Origin of the sequence: Halobacterium sp. MBLA0001, from assembly GCF_049705385.1 — an archaeon.
In the GTDB taxonomy this organism is placed as follows: Archaea; Halobacteriota; Halobacteria; order Halobacteriales; family Halobacteriaceae; genus Halobacterium; species Halobacterium salinarum.
Map to the genome: position 1 here is coordinate 631,086 of NZ_JBNAMQ010000007.1, position 17,280 is coordinate 648,365.

A 17,280-nucleotide genomic window follows, 5' to 3' on the forward strand; every position below is an offset into this window, starting at 1 on the left:
AAAAAACGTCTCGCTACGCGAAGAACTGTGCCAGCAACACTACCAGCCCGAAGAACGCCCCGACCGCAACGACGGACCGCGGGTCGATTTGGAGTGCGTTGGAGTCCTCGGAGTCGAAGTAGCGGACGAGGCCCGCACTGGACATCAGGCCGCCCGAGTTTTGACCACTGCTCATGGGTCAGTACTGTCAGCGCGCCCGCCTAAACCTTTCGAGTTGTCGCACCTCCGGCAACAGACGTGCCGTGAGAAACCCTTAACCACGAAGCCCGCCAATTCGGAGTATATCGATGACTGTCACCCTGAAAGACTTCTACGCGGACTGGTGCGGGCCGTGCAAGACTCAGGATCCGATCCTCGAAGAGCTCGAGGCGGACTACGACGAGGACGTGTCCTTCGAGAAGATCGACGTCGACGAAGCCGAGGACGTCGCAAACGAGTACCAAGTGCGTTCGATCCCGACCATCGTCGTGGAGAACGACGACGGCGTCGTCGAGCGGTTCGTCGGCGTCACGCAGCGCGAACAGCTCGAGGACGCAATCGAGTCCGCGGGCGCCTGAGCGCGCACACGTCACGCCGCCTTTTCCGCCGGCTTCGGTCGCGCCCAGCGGCGCCGCTGCATCCGTTCCGGTAGCCTTTCAGTCGTTCCGTCTGACCGTGGCACCATGTCAGCGGTGTCACCACCCGTCGCGCTCGCCGCCGGGGTCTCAACGGACGTGCTCGTCGTTTTCGGCGTGGTGGTGGGCGCGCTCGTGTTGTTCGTCACCGAGTGGCTGCCGATCGACGTCACCGCCATCCTCATCATGGTGGTGTTGGCCGTGCTGGAGCCGTGGACGCAGGTGTCGACGGCCGAGAGCCTCTCGGGGTTCTCGAACAAGGCGACCATCGCCGTGCTCGCAATGCTCATCCTGTCGACGGGCGTCAGCCGGACCGGGCTCGTCCAGCTCGTCGGCCGGAAGCTGTCGGCGTTCGCCGGCGAGAACAAGTCCCGACAGCTCGGCGCCACCATCGCCGCGGGCGGCCCGGTGTCCGGGTTCGTGAACAACACGCCCGTGGTTGCGATCCTCGTGCCCGTCATCCCGGACCTCGCGCACAAGGGCAAAACCAGTCCGTCGAAGCTGCTGATGCCGCTGTCGTTCGCGTCGATGCTGGGTGGAACGCTGACGCTCATCGGCACGTCGACGAACCTCCTGGCGAGCGAGACGACCGCCCGACTGGCCGACCAGCAGGGGATCGCGGGCCTGCATGCGTTCTCGATGTTCGAGTTCACACATCTCGGCGTCCTGGTGTTGGCGGTCGGGTCGCTGTACCTGTTCGTCGTCGCCCCCCGGCTGCTCTCCGATCGCGTCCCCGTCGAGGACGACTACCTCACGGAGTACGCGCTCGGCGACTACCTCTCGGAGGTCGTCGTCCGGGAGTCGTCGCCCATCGTCGGGCAGACGGTGCGGGCGGCCATCGACGCCGACCGGTTCGACGCCGACGTGTTGGGGCTGGTGCGCGACGGCGAGCGGTTCATCGAGCCACTCGGGCAGAAGGTCGTGCGTGCGGGGGACACGCTCACCATCCGCACCGGCCGTGAGACGCTGGCCGACATCGCGACCGTCGACGACCTCTCGCTGACGGGCGCGCCCGACGACGAGCGCGACCTCGAACCCACCACGCAGGACGAGCAGGCGCTCGTGGAGGTCGTCATCCACTCGGGGTCGTCGCTCGCCGGGCAGACGCTGTCCTCGTCGTCGTTCCGCGACCGCTACGACGCCAACGTGCTGGCGTTCCGGTCACGGGGAGAGACGGTCCACGAACGCATGGACGACCGGCGGCTCCGCGTCGGCGACACGCTGCTCGTGCAGGCACCGCGCTCGGGGATCGACAGGCTGTCGGCGAACCCCGATTTCATCGTCGCCCACGAGCCCGACGAGCCGGACTACCGGACGGAGAAGATCCCCCACGCCATCGGCATCGTCCTCGGGGTCGTGCTCGCGGCGACGGTGACCCCGTTTCACATCGTCACGACCGCGCTGGGCGGCGTCGTGGCGATGGTGTCGACCGGCGTCCTCCACCCGTCGGAGGTGTACGACTCCGTCGACTGGGACGTCATCTTCCTGCTGGCGGGCGTCATCCCCCTGGGCATCGCGCTCGAACAGACCGGGGCCGCACAGCTGCTCGGGGAGGCGATGGCCGCCACGGCGACGGTGCTTCCGGCGCTGGGTGTGCTGTGGGTGTTCTACCTGTTCACGGGCGTCATCACGAGCGTCATCTCGAACAACGCCAGCGTCGTGTTGCTGATTCCGGTCGCCGTCGAAGCCGCCGTCGAACTCGGTGCGAACCCGTTCGCGTTCGTGCTCGCGGTGACGTTCGCGGCGTCAACGGCGTTCATGACGCCGGTGGGCTACCAGACGAACCTCTTCGTGTACGGGCCGGGCGGCTACACGTTCAGTGACTTCTTCCGCGTCGGGCTCCCGCTGCAGTTGCTGTTGTCGGTGGTCACGGTTGGCGGCATTGCGGCCTTCTGGGGCGTCTAAGGCGGATATTTCTCGACGCGCCACTTGCCGTCCTCGACGTTGAAGCTGAACGTCCGCGAGCCCTTATCCGACTGCACCATGAGCTTCCCGCCGGAGACGCTGTACCGCGTCAACATCTTCAGTTCGAGTTCCTCCCGTACCGTCTCGAAACACACCATGTGGCGGCCGTCGGCGACGTAGAACCCGATGTCCGTGAGCATCTGTTCGTCAGTCGACTGGAACTCCGCTCGCAGACGCGTGTCCGTCGCCTCGATCACTTCACCGCCGCCGCGATCGACCCACGCGGTGAACGCGTCGTTGAACGCGGCCGAAATGCTGTCGTCTGCCCACACTTGTTCCATGCGCGAAATCACGGCCGGGTGTGCTTAGCGTTTTGGGCTCTCACGGGAACCCAACGCTTAATTATCTAGTTGTACCATGTAGTGGTATGACGTTCGACTCATTCGCTGACGCAAACGAAGCCGAAGTCACACGCGCGATCACACGCCAGTGGACCGACGAGTTCCTCGACGACACGGAAACCGACGTGATCATCGTCGGCGGCGGTCCCTCCGGCCTGATGGCTGCCAAGGAGCTCGCCGACCGGGACGTAGACGTCACCATCATCGAGAAGAACAACTACCTCGGCGGCGGCTTCTGGCTCGGCGGGTTCCTGATGAACAAGCTCACCGTCCGGTCGCCCGCCGAAGCAGTCCTCGACGACCTCGGTGTGCCATACGAGTACGACGAAGAAAACGACGGGCTCGCGGTCGCTGACGCCCCACACGCCTGCTCGGCGATGATCACGGCCGCCTGCGATGCGGGCGCCCGCATCCAGAACATGACCGAGTTCACGGACATCGTCGTGCGCGACGACCACGCGGTCGCCGGTGCCGTCGTCAACTGGACGCCGGTGCACTCGCTGCCCCGTGAGCTCACCTGCGTCGACCCCATCGCGCTGGAAGCCGACGTGGTCGTCGACGCCACCGGCCACGACGCGGTCGTTGTCTCCAAGCTCCACGAACGCGGCGTCCTGGAGGCCGACGGCATCGAACACGTCGAGGAGCACGCCACCGGCATGGACCAGTCCGGTGACGGCGAATACGGCGCGCCCGGCCACGACTCCCCCGGCCACGACTCCATGTGGGTCGCCGACAGCGAGGACAAGGTCGTCGAACAGACCGGGAAAGTCCACGACGGCCTCGTGACCGCCGGACTCTCCACGGCGACCGTCCACGGCCTCACCCGCATGGGACCGACGTTCGGCGCGATGCTGCTCTCGGGGAAAGTCGCCGCCAACGCCGTCATGGACGAGCTCGCCGTCGACGAGCCGCGCGTTGACCTCCCCAGCACGGCCGCGCCCGCCGCAGACGACGACTAATGCACCCCGTTGCGCTCACGATCGCGGGCTCGGACAGCGGCGGCGGCGCCGGCATCCAGGCCGACCTCAAGACGTTCGAGGCCGGCGACGCCTTCGGCACCTCGGCGATCACCGCCGTCACGGCCCAGAACACGCACGGCGTCACCCGCAGTGACATCCTTGCGCCCGAGACCGTGCGCGCGCAGATCGACGCCGTCACCACCGACTTCGACGTTTCTGCGGTCAAAACCGGGATGCTCGGCGACGCCGCCGTCGTCGACGCCGTCGCCACCGCGCTCGCGGAGACGCCGGCACCGGTGACCGTCGACCCCGTGGTCGTCTCCCAGTCCGGCGACCGGCTGCTCACCGAGTCGGGGATCGCCGCCGTCCGCGACGAGTTGCTCCCCCGCGCCACGCTCGCCACGCCCAACATCCCCGAAGCCGAGCTGCTTGCCGACACCGAGATCACCGACGAAACCGATCTCCGCGCGGCCGCCGAGGCGGTCTGCGAGCTCGGGCCGGACGCCACACTCCTCACCGGCGGCCACCTCGACGGCGACCCCGTCGACGTGTTCGCCGGCGACACCACCAGCGCGTTCACCCGCCCCCGCATCGAGACGCCCACCACGCATGGCTCCGGCTGCACGCTCTCGGCCGCGATCACTGCGCGCCTCGCCCACGGCGACGCCCTGCGGCCGGCGGTCGAGCGCGGTATCGACGCGGTCGCAGCCGCCATCGACGGCGACCTCTCCGTGGGCGGCGGCGACGGGCCCGTCGACCACCGCCACGCCACCGCCACACCCACCACGGGAGTCGGCGCCGGGATCACGGCCGTCCGGGACGTGGTTGCGATGCTCGAAGCCGAGTGGCCGCCTGCCCTGGTGCCGGAAGTCGGCATGAACGTCGCGGTTGCACCTCCGGCAGCCACCACGCCCGCCGACGTGGTCGCCGTTGATGGCCGCCTCCACGCCACCACGCGTGGCGTCCGCGCCGCCGGCGGCATCGAACCGGGGGCGTCGAGTCATATCGCCCGCTTCCTCCTGGGCGTGCGCGCCCACGACGCCGACGTGACCGCCGCCACCAACGTCCGGTGGAGCGCCGCCCGCGAGGACGCCCTGGGCGACCGCTGGGACACCGTCAGCGTCGACCGCACCACCGAGCCCGCGGACGCCGACGGCACGATGGATTGGACCGCACAACGCGTCATGGCGGACCGCGACAGCGCGCCCGACGCCGTCGTCGACTCCGGCGCTGTCGGCAAGGAAGCGATGGTGCGCGTGCTCGCCGCCGACGCGGACGCGCTCACCGCGAAGCTCCGCACGGTGGCCTCACTCGAACGTGACGCCGACGTCGCGTAGGTCGTCGTTGTACCGCGCGAGGTTGATCAACAGCGGCGTCAGCGACTCGACCTCCGCGGCGTTCTCCACCGGCCCGGCGTCCAGCGCGCGCAGCCCCGTGATGTCGTCTGCGAGCTCCGCCACGCGCGTTCGCGCGCCCTCGTCGTTACCCACAACGAGCGTGTCCGCGTCCAGTTCGGTGTCCAGGTCCGCGAGCCGGTCGGCCGCGAGGTTGTGGAACGCACCCACCACGTCGACACCGTCGGGTGCGGCGTCCGCCACCAACGCCGTGACGCTGCCCGCCGACGGCGGGTTGTAGTGGAGGCCGTGCTCGCCGCTGGCGATGCCGACCGCCGGCGAGATCACCAGCGTGTCCGCGTCGAGCCTGTCCGCGACAGCGCCCATGACATCGGTGACGTGGTAGGCGGGCACCGCCACCACCACGACGTCCGCGCGGTCGGCCGCCATCTCGTTGGCGAACCCCGTGAGCTTGCGGTCGACGCCTTGATCGGCCAACGTGTCCTCGTACGCTGCCGCCGTCTCCCGCGCCTTCTCGGGGTCCCGCGACCCGATCACGATGTCGTGGTCGCTGTCGGTGGCCCACCGCAGTGCTAGTCCCGCGCCGATGTCGCCGGTTCCGCCGAGCAACGCGATTCGCATACGCCGACGGTCGGCCGGCACCCGAATAAGGATTGCGTGGGCGTCTCACACCACGGCTCGACGGCCGGTCGCCAGCCGCCCGCCCGTGTCACTGCCCGAGAAGCGCCGGCAGATCGTTCACGGAGTCCAGGACGTGGTCGGCGCCGGCGGTGTGGTATTTCTGGCGGCCGGCCTCGCCGGTCAACCCGCCGGTCAGCACGCCCACCGCGTGGTACTCGCGGCCGGGGTCGGCCTCGCGGGCGTTCAGCGCCGTCGCCACGTCGTCGAGGGTGTCCCCCACGAACACCACCGAGTCCGCTCCGGTGCGCTCGGCGAGCGCGATCAGCGCCCGGGGGTTCGGCTTGCCAGCCGCCCAGTCGTCCATCGTGAAGCGGCGCTCTCCGGGGATGTCCAGGCCGACGCGGTCCAAGGCCACGTCGGCTTCGTCGCTGGGCCGCCCGGTCAGCACGCACACCGGCCAGTCGGCGGTCAGCGCGTCGCCCGTTTCGGGCGCGAGCAAGCGGTCCTCGTCGTGGATGAACCCCGGCGCGGCCAGGTCGGGGTCGCCGCCCTCGAAGCGGCGGTAGTACTCGGTGCCGAGATACAGCTGCTGGAAGACGTCCCGCAGCCGCTCGGGCTCCCAGGCGTCGCGCACGCGCTCGACGGCGGCCGGGCCGAGGCTGGCGTCCACGACCGCCTCTGCGCCCGCCAGCCCGCCGCCGTGCTCGGCGATCGCGTCCGTGAACGCGCCCACGCCCCCGATGGTGCCGTTCTCACGGGACGCCAGCACCCACAACGCAGCCGCGTCCGTCACCGTCCAGTCGTTGTTGAACCCGCCAGCGTCCTTGAACTGCTGGATGTCAGCCCGCTCGATGGTGTCGCCGTACACGTGCTCGACGGCCTCCACGATGGCGCGCCGATACGACTCAGCCACGTCCACGAGCACCCCATCCACGTCCAGGACAACCGCGTCAACCTCCATACGCCGGCTGTCGGGCGCACCCGGCAAGTCAGTTACGCGTCCCGCGCCACGAACAGCGCCCCTGACGCCACCGTTCGTCGCTCGCTCACCGGCACAACGACCGGCTCACCACCCAGCGTCGTGAGATAACACGCCGCGCCGACCGCCCCGGCAACGTCCACGACCGCCCGCTGCAGCTCGGGCGGACACCGCAGGGCGTACACGGCGTCGGCAGCCTCGTATACGGCCCGCTCGGGGTCCGTGACGTCGTCACGCACGAACCGGACCGTCTCGGGCACTGTACACGCCTCGATGTCGGTTGCCGTCACCGCACACCCGCGCTCCGCCAACGCCGCCGCGACGTCCGGTCGCGCTCCGATCCCGACCTCCACAACGCGGCTGTGGGCCGCCAACACCGCGGCGACCGTCGGTGGCTGTGTCACGGCGGGATGTTTATGCCATCCCACGCTTAACGGTACCCCATGCGGGTAGACATCGTCCCCGTCGGCGACGTGCCCGCGCACGTCAAACGGCAGGCATCGTCCAGCCTCCGCTCGGTCTACGACTGCGAGGTCGTCGTTGCCTCCGAACAGGACGTGCCGACGGCGGCGTACGACGAGGCCCGGAGCCAGTACCGTGCTGCGGAGTTCATCGACACCGCGACCCGGGCCACCAGCGGCGACAAAACCATCGCCATCACGCCCCACGACCTCTTCTACCGCCGCCGCAACTACGTCTTCGGGCTGGCGTATCTCGACGGCCGCGGCTGCGTCGTCTCCACGTACCGCCTCCAGACCTCAAGCGACGGTGGTTTCTCCAATCGGTCTTCGAGCGACGTCTTCGACGACCGCGTCCGCAAGGAAGTCGTCCACGAACTCGGCCACACGCTCGGCCTCGAACACTGCGACAACAACCGGTGTGCGATGAACTTCTCGCCCACCGTCCGCGAAGTCGACCGCAAGGAAGAGAACCTCTGTGGGAGCTGCCAGCGCACCGTCTTCTAACCGCCCTCGGGGCTGGTCAGTCCTCGTTCAACTGCTCGGCCCGCCCCGTGGCCTTCGCGGTGACCTCGGGCCGCGCTTCGAAGCCGAAGGCGATCCGCTCGCCGTAGTCCGGCTCGTGGACCGTCCCCCGGTCGTGGCACCACGACACGAAGGCGTTGCCGGCGTCGGTGTTGGGAACCGACAGCGAGACGCGCCTGCGGTCCGGCAGCGCGTCGGTCAGGCGCTCCCGGAGCGCGTCTAATCCCTCGTCCTCCGTCGCGCTCGTGACGACCGGCGCGTGCCCGGCGTGCTCGGCGAGCAGCCGGCGTTTCGCGTCGAGGTCCGTGGCGGCGTCCCGCTTGTTCAGGACGGGGACGAGTGTCCCCTCGGCGTCCGCCAGTTCGTCGCGGCTCGCTTCCACCTTCGCGCGAATCCCCTCGCGGTCGTCGGTCGCGTCCACGACGAGGAGAACGGCGTCGGCCTCCCGGGCGGCCGCGAGCGTCGTTCGGAACGATGACAGCAGCCAGCGCGGCAGGTCGTTCACGAACCCGACCGTGTCCGTGAGGAGGACGCGGCGCTCGCCGACGGTCGCCCGGCGCGTCGTCGTGTTCAGCGTCTCGAACAGTCGGTCGCGGGAGGCTGCCGTGTCGGTGCGGTCGCCGTGGCCGTCGTTCTCGTCGACGGCGAGGTCGTCCGCGAGCCGCCTGAGGAGGGTGGACTTCCCGGCGTTCGTGTAGCCCGCGAGCGCCACGAGGTCGAAGCCCGACTCCCGGCGGGCCTCCCGGAGGCCGTCGTCGGCGTCGTCGAGCTGTTCCAGTTCCGCTCGACGGTCCGTGATGCGCTGGCGGTAGTCCGCCTTCAGCTGTGCGGCCGGACGTTCGCCGCCGCTCCGGAACCCCTGTCGGCCCTGGGTCTCGCCGCGCTCGACGCGGGCTTGCGCTCGCGGGAGTTCGTACCGGAGTTCGGCGAGCCGGACTTCCAGCCGGGCGCGCTTGGTCTCCGCGCGCTCCCCGAAGATGTCCAACACGAGGCGCGCGCGGTCGACCACCTCCGCGCCGACGGCCTCCTGGAGGTTGTGCGCGCGCCCCGGGTCGAGGTGGTCGTCGACGACCACGAGGTCGGCGCTCCGGCGCTCGACCAGGCCTGCGATGTCGGCGACCGCGCCGTCGCCGAGGTCGTAGGTCGGGTCGCGGGGCCGCGCCTGCGTGCGTTCCGCGACGACCTCGACGCCCGCCGCCTCGCAGAGCGCACGGATCTCGTCGGTCTCGATGGGGGTGTCTGTTCGTCGCTTCGCGACGACCGCTGTCGAATTCCGTCTGTCTGTCATGTACGCGTGGGTGTCTCGCTGGGTCAGCAACCGGTCCCCGTCGTGACGCCCGCACGCGGCAGCCGCCGGCCGCCGGCGGCGGCCGGGTCGGACGCCCGGCTATCGGTCGAGCACGGTCATATGAACGCCAGCGGCGCCGACCAACAAAACCCTACCGGCCGCTTAGAACCGACGCCGTCACCCGAACGGGGCTCGCACGCCCCGGCCCGCATTCAGGTCGTGTAGTAGTACTCGCCGTCGCGTTTCTGCTGTTTGTCGAGCTGGCTGTCGGGTTTGTTGATGCGCGGGCGGCCGAGGCGCTCGTCGCGCCGGAACGTCACGTCGAGGTTCGCGAGGAACTCGTTCATCCCCGAGCGCATCGCCTGGGGGGGCGACGCCTGCCCGTGTTCGGCGGGCTCGCCGTCGAACACCATCAGCCGGTCGCTCACCAGATCGATCATGTAGATGTCGTGGTCGATCACCATCACGGTGCTCTCGTTGTTCTCCGCGAACCGCCGGATGGCGCGGGTCGCGAGCACGCGCTGCTCGACGTCGAGGTGCGCGCTCGGCTCGTCCAACAGATAGAGGTCGGCGTCCTTCGAGAGGGTCGCCGCGATGGCGACGCGCTGGCGCTCCCCGCCGGAGAGGTCCGGCAGGCGTTGCTCCATGATCGGATCCAGTTGCAGCGGGTCCGCGATCTCGGTCTGCCAGTAGCTCGTCCCCACGTCGTCCGTGACCGACGAGAGGAACGCGTCGACGCGCATCTGCTGGTCGGCCTCCACGTACTGGGGCTTGTACGCGATGTCCAGCCCCACGTCGAGGGATGCGCCCGCCTCGCCGCCGACGCTCGACGGCTCCAGGCCGCCCGCGAGCAACTGCGCGAACGTCGACTTCCCGATGCCGTTCGGTCCGACGACGCCCAGCACCTCGTTGCGGTTGATGTCGCCGCCCTCGACGGACAGCGTGAACTCGCCGTCACCGTAGGACTTCGTCATGTCGGGATACGACACGAGCGTGTCCCGGCGGCTGGCCGACCGGGGGGCGTGCTCCTCGAACTCGATGGCCTCCGGGCGCACGCGCATGTTCTCGTTTTCGAGGTATCCGCGGAGGTACTCGTTGATGCCGTTGCGGACGCTTTTCGGCGGCGTCACGACGCCGTAGACGGACGGCTCACCGTACGCGACGTGAATGGAGTCCGCCAGCATGTCCAGGACCGCGAGGTCGTGCTCGACGACGAGCACGGCCTTGTCGGCGTCTTCGGCGAGCTCCCGCACGAGGCGCGCCGCGGTGACGCGCTGGCCGATGTCCAGGTACGGCGTCAGCTCGTCCACGAAGTAGAAATCGGCGTCCCGCGCCAGCGTCGCGGCGAGCGCGACGCGCTGGAGCTCCCCGCCCGACAGCGAATCGATCGCCTGATCCATCACCGGCCGGATCGACAGCCGGTCGACGAGGTCATCGAGCACGCCGCGCTCGTCGGTCGCCTCCAACAGCTGGCGGGTGTTGCCGTCGAACTGTGCGGGGATCTCGTCGACGTACTGGGGCTTTTTGGCGACGTCGACGTCGCCGTCCCGGACGGCCGCCAGGTAGTCCTGGAGCTCGGTCCCGCGGTATTCGTCGACGACCTCGTCCCAGTCGGGCGGCGACTCGTGGCGGCCGAGGTTCGGCGTCACTTCCCCGGCGAGCAAGTCGACGGCCGTCGACTTCCCGATGCCGTTGGGGCCAAGCAGGCCGGTGACCTTCCCGGACTCCGGCACCGGCAGCCCGTACAGCGAGAAGGAGTTCTCCCCGTAGCGGTGGGTCGGCTGGTCGTCGAGCTCCTGGGGGAGGTTGATGATCTCGATGGCGTCGAACGGACATTTCTCGACGCAGATCCCACAGGACTCCCCGAGACAGATCTCCTCGCTGATGTGGACTTGGTCGGGGTCGCCGTCCCCGGCGTCCTCGCCGCGGAGCGTGATGCACTCCTTGCCGGTGCGGTTCGGCGGGCAGTAGTTCGAACACTCGTAGTTACACCGGTCCGGTTGACACCGATCCAGGTCGACGACCGCGATGCTGTCGTCCGCCATCGTTACAGGCTCACGCCGGCGGTCAGGAGCACGCCCCACGTGACGAACCACAGCGCGAACGTCATGAACGCGACGTAGAAGTAGTCTTTCGCGGAGAACTCTCCGATGTCGACGCCGAACGCCCGCATGAGACCAAGCTCGACGATAACCAGCCCGAGCAACACGAGCAAGCCCATGCGGCTGGTCGGGTCGGAGACGGTCACCTCCGACACGAACGCCGCCACCACCCCGCCGAGCGTGGCGATGGTCGTGACCGTCAGGCTTCGCCGATGAGCGGCCGTCGGGTCCAGGTTCTCTGCCATACGGTGGTGTGTGGTGGCCGCGCTCAAAAGCAGTTCGCTTGCCGGATGACGCCCCACCGACAGGTCACGTGAACAGTTCCCGTGAGACGACTTCCCGGTGCTTTAAGCGCGTGGAGTGTTTCGAATCGTAATGATGGCTGCAGACGACAGCGTACTCGAAGACCTCCCACCGAGCGCCAAACTCGTCTTCAAGGTCCTCGAATACGACGGCCCACTCACACAGAAACGCATCGTCGAGGAAACAATGCTCTCGGCGCGCACCGTCCGGTACGCGCTCGAACGGCTCGAAGACCGTGACGCCGTCGACGAAGACATCTACTTCGCCGACGCTCGCCAGAGTCTGTATGATCTCACTCCGGACGCTGCCCCGGAGGACGCCGACGCGGACGCCGAAGCAGCCTGAGAACTCCGTTCTGACGCCCCACACGCGGCGTCACTGCTGGTCGACGCTACGCGTTCGGCACGACCGTGATCATCCGCTCGGTGTCGATCGCGCGCTCTAACTCCTCGGCGATGGTCGAGCCACGAGACACCTTGATGTCGCCGCCTCGGCCCACCGTCGCCGTGAACAAGTACTCGCCGTCGGCCTGCACTTCGACGGTCTCACCGGCGCGGTCGTCGCCCATCGGGACGATGATGTGTCGACTCGTGATCTCCGGGGTCACGATCTCCCCCGCCTGCGCGTCGTCGGTGTCGCTGTCGGGGTCGGCCGCCGACTCCGTGGGGCGCTCGTCGAGCGTGCGCACGTCGATGTCGATGCCAAGCCGGTTCTCGATGTCCGCGATGCGGCCCCCGCCCTTCCCGATGACGTGGCTGATGTCGTCGTCGGAGACGTAGACGACCGCGTCGTTTGGCCCCCGAATGTCGACCGCCACACGGTCCCGGGTGGCGGCCTGGATCTCCCGTTCGACCTCCTGCTTTGCGAGCTTGTCCACGCCGGACTCCCCGGCACCGCCGCTTTCGCCGTCGAGTGGCACGGTCACGACCTGGCGGTTGAACGTGTACAGCTCGTACGCCGGCACGCTCGTCTCGAAGTCCCGCACCTGGATGACCGGGCGCGCGAGGTCCTCTTCCATCAGTCCCTCCGGCACCTTCACCTCCGTGGTCACGTCGTAGACGGTCTCGACGTTGCCGGCCTCGATGTAGACGACGGTGTCCACGATCTGGGGGATCATGCCCAGCTCGACGCGCCCGACGAGCCGCTGGAGGGCGTCGATGGGGCGGGTGGCGTGGACCACGCCGACCATCCCGACGCCAGCCAGCCGCATGTCCGAGAACACCTCGAAGTCGTCGGTCTTCCGGACTTCGTCGTAGATGGTGTAATCCGGCCGCACCATCAACAGGGAGTCGGCGGTCTTCTCCATGGACCCACTCAGCGCCGTGTACTGCGTGACCTCCTCGCCGAGTTGGAGGTCCCGCGGTTTCTCCATGGTCTTCACGACGTTGCCGGCGTCAGCGAGGAACTCCGCGACCGCCTGTGCGAACGTGGATTTCCCCGCGCCGGGTGCGCCCGCGATGAGCACGCCGCGGTCGCGTTCGAGCAGGCGCTCACGGAGGGCATCGGCCTGCGTGTAATCGTCCATCGTCGTCTTCACGATCGGCCGCACGGCGGTGATCTCGACGCGCTCGCTGAACGGCGGCTCCGAGATGGCGATGCGCAGATCCCGCACTTGCGCGATGGTCATGCCGTCCTCCGAGAGCTCGATGAAGGCGTCGTCGGCGCGCTTCGCGGTTGAGACGATCTCCGTGGCGTACTCCCGCACGAGCGATTCGTCGAGGGCGTCCTCGCCGATGGCTTGGTATTCGATTTCGCCCACGTCACCGCGCTTGGCCTTCGGCACCATCCCCGCTTTCAGGTGGAGGCTCATCGTGTCCTCGTCGAGGTACTCCTCGATGGCGAGCGCCTCGAAATCCGGTTCCAGGGGTTCGAGGAACTCCACGTCGATGCCCTTGCCTTCCGCGACCTCCGCTTGCACGATGTCGCTGGTGACGAACGTCGCGTCGTGGGCGGCCGCCACGTCGCGGATGATGGCGTCGATGGCGCCCGCCGCCGCGCGCTTGATGTCGTCTTCGTCGGCGCGCTCGCCGACGTACTCGACGGTGATCGCTCCGTCGTCGGCGAGTTCGACGAGCCGCTGGAGTTCTTCGAGGGCGTCCCACCCGGTCTGCCGGCCGCCGTTGGCTTGTGCCTCGACTTCGCCCACGACCGCTTCGGGCACATACACTGTCGCGCCTTCGTAGGTCCCGTCCTCGACGCCCCGCGAGATGCGGCCGTCGACGACGACGCTCGTGTCCGGAACGACGTTCATTTCACTGTCCGTAGTCTCGGCGCACGGATAAGGGTGTTTGGCCGCGACCGGTGAGATCACTCCGCTGCCCGGCAGGCCACCGCCGAGCGCGGCCGCTGTGGGGTGGCAAGCAGTGAGATGGGACGTGCCCAGGTCCCCGACAAGTCCGGTGTGATGGACGGTGCCACTGACAGCGCCCCCGAGCGTGACCGCAAGCGTGGGATGGCGTGCGCGCCGTGGGGGTGCGGGATGGATTCGACTGGCGCCGGTCTACGGTGGCGCCGATTTCTGGTAGGCGCGCCGGACGTAAAAGTTGTATGGTGTATGTTAACATGCACATGAATTTCGATGACACACTGCGGCACCCCGTGCCCCCGCGATCCCACTGCGTTCCGCGACACGAACGCTGATAGTACCCCGGTGTCGATGCACACACATGGCACACGCCACACAGTCTCCGGACGCCTACGACGCCCTCCTCGATCACTACGAAACCATCACCGGCCTCGGCGGTGCGGCCGGCATCCTCAGCTGGGATCAGGAGGTCATGATGCCCGAGGGTGGCACGCCCGCCCGTTCGACGCAGAAATCAGCGGTGTCGACGGTCAGACACGACCTGCTGACCGACCAGCAGGTCGCCGATTGGCTCGACGACCTCGCCGACGCCGACCTCACGGACGAACAGGCGGCGGTCGTCCGCGAGATCCGCCGCGAGCACGAACGCGCCGCCCGCGTCCCCAGCGACCTGATCGCCGACCTCTCGGAGAAGACCTCCGAGGCCCACCCCAAGTGGAAGCAGGCCCGTGAGGAAGACGACTTCTCGATCTTCGCGCCGGTCCTGGAGGACCTCATCGACCTCAAACGGGAGTACGCCACCCACATCGATCCCGACGCAGACGCCTACGAGGTCCTGTTCGCCGACTACGAGCCCTATCTCGACCTCGACACCGCAGAACGCGTGCTCGAACGCCTCCGGGACGAACTCGTCCCGCTCATCGCGGACATCCGCGACAGCGACGTGACCCTCGCGGACCCGTTCGCGGGCAGCCAGTTCGACGTGGACACCCAGGAGGACCTCGCCCGTGACGTGCTCGACACGCTCGGCTACGACTGGGAGCACGGCCGGATCGACACCGCCCCCCATCCGTTCTCCTCGGGTACTCCCTTCGACGCGCGCGTCACCACCCGCTTCGACCCCGAGAAACCCGTCGACGCCCTGCTGTCGACCATCCACGAGTTCGGCCACGCCCGCTACACGCTCGGGCTCCCCCGAGCGGAGTACGGCACCCCTCTCGGCGAATCACGCGACCTGACCGTCCACGAGTCACAGAGCCGGCTCTGGGAGAACCACATCGGCCGCTCGCCGGCGTTCTGGGAGGCGTTCCTGCCCGAGATGAAAACCCAGTTCCCGCAGGTCGAGGACGCCACCCCACGGGCGGCCTTCGAGGCCGCCAACGAGATCTTCGAGGACAACCTCATCCGCGTCGAGGCGGACGAACTCACCTACCACATGCATATCGTGGTGCGCTTCGAGATCGAGCGCGAACTCATCGAGGGCGATCTCGACGTCGCGGACGTGCCCGAGGCCTGGAACGACAAGTACGAGGAGTACCTGGGCGTCCGCCCCGAGACCGACGCCGAGGGCTGTCTGCAGGACATCCACTGGAGCCAGGGGTCGATCGGTTACTTCCCGACGTACTCGCTGGGCAGCGTGCTCGCCGCCCAGATATTCGCCGCGCTGGAGGCCGACATCGGCCCCGTCGACGAACGCGTCCGCGAGGGCGACTTCGATGTCGTCGGTGACTGGCTGGAATCCAACGTCCACCAGCACGGCGCCCGCTACACCACGCCCGACCTGGTTCGTGAAGCCACCGGTGAGGCGTTCACGGCCGACTACTTCCTCGATCACGTCCACGAGAAGTACGGCGAGCTGTACGACCTCTGACGCCGCGTCAGGCGGTGCGAACAGCCGGTAGTTATTTTATCGCGGCGACTACTACGATATGGTCACCTTTGGGGTGCTGCGCGAGGAGTGGGCAGCCCGGCAGCCCACACTGTGAGGGGCAGCCGTTTATCTGGCTGCCCACCGTCGGGACGAGTATGCGCGCAGCCGTCTATCAGGGACCCGGCGAGATCGCCGTCGAAGAGGTACCGAAACCCGAAATTGAGTCGCCCGACGACGCCGTGATTCGCGTGACCCACACGGCGGTCTGTGGCTCCGACCTCTGGTTCTATCGAGGGGACAGCGACCGCGAGGCGGGGTCGCGGGTCGGCCACGAGCCCATGGGCATCGTCGAGGAAGTCGGCGACGACGTGACCTCGGTCGCGCCCGGGGACCGCGTCATCGCACCGTTCGCGATCTCCTGTGGGGAGTGTGAGTTCTGCCGGCAGGGCCTGTACACCTCCTGCGTTGAAGACGAGTCCTGGGGCAGCGAGGCCAACGGCGGGGGCCAGGGCGAGTACGTCAAGTGTCCGTTCGCGGACGGCACGCTCGTTCGGGTGCCGGACCGCTACGCCGACGACGAGGACGTACTCGAATCGCTGCTGCCACTGACCGACGTGATGGGCACCGGCCACCACGCCGCCGTCAGCGCGGGCGTCGGCGAGGGTGACACGGTCGTCGTCGTCGGCGACGGCGCGGTCGGGCTGTGTGGCGTGCTCGCCGCCCAGCGCCTCGGTGCCGAGCGCATCATCGCGATGGGCCACCACGAGGACCGCCTCGAACTCGCCACGGAGTTCGGCGCGACGGACACGATCTCGGCGCGCGGCGACGACGCAATCGAGCGAGCGCGAGACCTCACGCACGGCGGCGCGAACCACGTCATGGAGTGCGTGGGCGCGGCGTCCGCGATGGACTCCGCCATCGCCATCGCGCGGCCCGGCGGCACCGTCGGTTACGTCGGCGTGCCCTACGGCGTCGAGGACGGCGGGCTGGACGTGTTCACGATGTTCTCGGACAACATCACCATCCGGGGCGGGGTCGCGCCGGTTCGGGCGTACGCCGAGGAGCTGATGGCCGACGTGCTGCAGGGGACGCTTGATCCGTCGCCGATCTTCACGAAGACCGTCGACCTCGACGGTGTCCCGGAGGGGTACGCGGCCATGGACGACCGGGAGGCGATCAAAGTGCTGGTGAAGGCCTGACCGGTCCACCAGCCGGCGGCGGTGTCGTGGACGCGACTCCTGTGTGTGGTACTACCTGACACCTTGCAGTAGCTTGAAGTGATGGCGCGGTGTACCATGGCATGCATGTCGAGCGCACAGACTTCGGACGACTCCCTGCTGGACGAGTTCCTCGAAGACCGCGGCCACGACACCCGGACGTGGGACGAGAGCTACAACAAAAAGCAGTGTCCGGAGTGTGGTGGGCTCCACGACGTAGACGCACGAACCTGCACAGTCTGTGGCTGGGGACCGAACTAGCGCCGGTCACGCGCACCGACCCGCGACCATCGGCTTGCGGTTCTGTCGGGAGCATCGTACGCCGCTGCGCGCGCCGCCCACCCCCGTGTGTGGCCGCTCCGGCGGCCGACGAAACCG

At 68.4% G+C, this 17,280-nt stretch carries 18 protein-coding genes; 9 read left to right on the forward strand and 9 right to left on the reverse strand.

All coding sequences use genetic code 11. The annotated features are described in order from the left end of the window. Positions 1 to 13 precede the first annotated feature (13 nt). Entirely contained in the window at positions 14 to 175 is a 162-nt protein-coding gene (locus ACOZ32_RS04525) for a preprotein translocase subunit Sec61beta (RefSeq protein ID WP_010903942.1), read from the reverse strand. Positions 176 to 287: 112 nt separating this feature from the next. On the opposite strand from ACOZ32_RS04525, the gene trxA reads away from it, so the two are divergent. Continuing rightward, a complete protein-coding gene (gene trxA / locus ACOZ32_RS04530) occupies positions 288 to 557 on the forward strand; it encodes a thioredoxin (protein WP_010903943.1) in 270 nt (89 codons plus the stop codon). Positions 558 to 662: 105 nt separating this feature from the next. Then, a complete protein-coding gene (locus ACOZ32_RS04535) occupies positions 663 to 2,519 on the forward strand; it encodes an SLC13 family permease (protein ID WP_424334967.1) in 1,857 nt (618 codons plus the stop codon). On the opposite strand, the gene ACOZ32_RS04540 is transcribed toward ACOZ32_RS04535, so the two are convergent. Continuing rightward, positions 2,516 to 2,860 carry a hypothetical protein gene (locus tag ACOZ32_RS04540; protein ID WP_010903945.1) on the reverse strand — a complete coding sequence of 115 codons (345 nt, stop codon included), beginning with the start codon at positions 2,858 to 2,860 and terminating at the stop codon, positions 2,516 to 2,518. The two genes, ACOZ32_RS04535 and ACOZ32_RS04540, sit on opposite strands and share 4 nt — an antisense overlap. An 86-nt stretch (positions 2,861 to 2,946) precedes the next feature. Here ACOZ32_RS04540 and ACOZ32_RS04545 point away from each other — a divergent pair, with 86 nt between their 5' ends. Beyond that, complete coding sequence (locus ACOZ32_RS04545) at positions 2,947 to 3,879, forward strand: sulfide-dependent adenosine diphosphate thiazole synthase (RefSeq protein ID WP_010903946.1); 933 nt, start codon at positions 2,947 to 2,949, stop codon at positions 3,877 to 3,879. Next, positions 3,879 to 5,216, forward strand: coding sequence for a bifunctional hydroxymethylpyrimidine kinase/phosphomethylpyrimidine kinase (thiD, locus tag ACOZ32_RS04550; protein ID WP_205251297.1), 1,338 nt, complete (start codon positions 3,879 to 3,881; stop codon positions 5,214 to 5,216). The genes ACOZ32_RS04545 and thiD overlap by 1 nt, the downstream gene beginning before the upstream one ends. Here the strand turns inward: thiD and npdG are convergent. From npdG to ACOZ32_RS04565, 3 genes are all read right to left on the reverse strand, one after another. Continuing rightward, entirely contained in the window at positions 5,187 to 5,855 is a 669-nt protein-coding gene (gene npdG, locus ACOZ32_RS04555) for an NADPH-dependent F420 reductase (protein ID WP_010903948.1), read from the reverse strand. The two genes, thiD and npdG, sit on opposite strands and share 30 nt — an antisense overlap. A gap of 88 nt (positions 5,856 to 5,943) precedes the next feature. After that, entirely contained in the window at positions 5,944 to 6,816 is an 873-nt protein-coding gene (locus ACOZ32_RS04560; protein ID WP_010903949.1) for a TIGR01548 family HAD-type hydrolase, read from the reverse strand. Between the two features lie 32 nt (positions 6,817 to 6,848). Next, a complete protein-coding gene (locus ACOZ32_RS04565) occupies positions 6,849 to 7,238 on the reverse strand; it encodes a UPF0146 family protein (RefSeq protein ID WP_010903950.1) in 390 nt (129 codons plus the stop codon). 39 nt (positions 7,239 to 7,277) lie between these two features. Between ACOZ32_RS04565 and ACOZ32_RS04570 the strand changes: the two genes are divergently transcribed. Next, on the forward strand, positions 7,278 to 7,799 hold the full coding sequence (locus tag ACOZ32_RS04570; RefSeq protein ID WP_010903951.1) for an archaemetzincin family Zn-dependent metalloprotease: 522 nt from the start codon (positions 7,278 to 7,280) through the stop codon (positions 7,797 to 7,799). 16 nt (positions 7,800 to 7,815) lie between these two features. On the opposite strand, the gene hflX is transcribed toward ACOZ32_RS04570, so the two are convergent. From hflX to ACOZ32_RS04585, 3 genes are all read right to left on the reverse strand, one after another. Next, positions 7,816 to 9,105: a GTPase HflX gene (gene hflX, locus ACOZ32_RS04575; protein ID WP_424334968.1), complete on the reverse strand. Its 1,290-nt coding sequence runs from the start codon at positions 9,103 to 9,105 to the stop codon at positions 7,816 to 7,818. A gap of 212 nt (positions 9,106 to 9,317) precedes the next feature. Continuing rightward, positions 9,318 to 11,150, reverse strand: a complete 1,833-nt coding sequence (locus tag ACOZ32_RS04580; RefSeq protein ID WP_136360993.1) for a ribosome biogenesis/translation initiation ATPase RLI — start codon at positions 11,148 to 11,150, stop codon at positions 9,318 to 9,320. Positions 11,151 to 11,152: 2 nt separating this feature from the next. Further along, positions 11,153 to 11,452 carry a hypothetical protein gene (locus ACOZ32_RS04585; protein WP_010903954.1) on the reverse strand — a complete coding sequence of 100 codons (300 nt, stop codon included), beginning with the start codon at positions 11,450 to 11,452 and terminating at the stop codon, positions 11,153 to 11,155. Between the two features lie 130 nt (positions 11,453 to 11,582). Here ACOZ32_RS04585 and ACOZ32_RS04590 point away from each other — a divergent pair, with 130 nt between their 5' ends. After that, positions 11,583 to 11,855: a MarR family transcriptional regulator gene (locus ACOZ32_RS04590; protein WP_010903955.1), complete on the forward strand. Its 273-nt coding sequence runs from the start codon at positions 11,583 to 11,585 to the stop codon at positions 11,853 to 11,855. A 46-nt stretch (positions 11,856 to 11,901) separates the two neighbouring features. On the opposite strand, the gene ACOZ32_RS04595 is transcribed toward ACOZ32_RS04590, so the two are convergent. Continuing rightward, positions 11,902 to 13,761 (reverse strand): PINc/VapC family ATPase, encoded by a 1,860-nt coding sequence (locus ACOZ32_RS04595; RefSeq protein WP_285254937.1) that lies wholly within the window; start codon positions 13,759 to 13,761, stop codon positions 11,902 to 11,904. Between the two features lie 415 nt (positions 13,762 to 14,176). Between ACOZ32_RS04595 and ACOZ32_RS04600 the strand changes: the two genes are divergently transcribed. From ACOZ32_RS04600 to ACOZ32_RS04610, 3 genes are all read left to right on the forward strand, one after another. Further along, positions 14,177 to 15,685: a carboxypeptidase M32 gene (locus ACOZ32_RS04600; protein ID WP_205252296.1), complete on the forward strand. Its 1,509-nt coding sequence runs from the start codon at positions 14,177 to 14,179 to the stop codon at positions 15,683 to 15,685. A 155-nt stretch (positions 15,686 to 15,840) separates the two neighbouring features. Beyond that, positions 15,841 to 16,884: a zinc-dependent alcohol dehydrogenase family protein gene (locus tag ACOZ32_RS04605; RefSeq protein ID WP_285254938.1), complete on the forward strand. Its 1,044-nt coding sequence runs from the start codon at positions 15,841 to 15,843 to the stop codon at positions 16,882 to 16,884. Between the two features lie 105 nt (positions 16,885 to 16,989). Then, positions 16,990 to 17,163: an HVO_0416 family zinc finger protein gene (locus tag ACOZ32_RS04610; protein ID WP_012289528.1), complete on the forward strand. Its 174-nt coding sequence runs from the start codon at positions 16,990 to 16,992 to the stop codon at positions 17,161 to 17,163. The last annotated feature ends 117 nt before the right edge of the window (positions 17,164 to 17,280 follow it).